1 pseudogene is annotated in these 235 nt (G+C 61.3%); it reads left to right on the top strand.

Annotated elements, in window-relative coordinates:
• Positions 1 to 235 (top strand): annotated as a pseudogene (locus O4G76_RS21620) (iron ABC transporter); the annotation flags it as partial.

Raw genomic sequence — 235 nt, 5'->3', positions numbered from 1 at the left:
ACTATCAGGAGCTCTCGGGAGGTGAGCAGCAGCGTGTCCAGCTTGCCCGTGTCTTGGCGCAGGTGGGGCGTCCGATGGGTGACGGTCACCCCTGTTGGCTGTTTCTGGATGAACCCGTATCGAGCCTCGACATCGCCCATCAGCTGACTGTTATGGAGATCGCGCGCCAGTTTGCAAGCGGTGGCGGTGGGGTGATCGCGGTCATGCATGACCTGAACCTGACGGCGATGTATGC

Origin of the sequence: Limimaricola sp. G21655-S1 (genome assembly GCF_027213785.1) — a bacterium.
In the GTDB taxonomy this organism is placed as follows: domain Bacteria; phylum Pseudomonadota; class Alphaproteobacteria; order Rhodobacterales; family Rhodobacteraceae; genus Limimaricola.
This window is presented reverse-complemented; position numbering and strand designations above follow the sequence as displayed.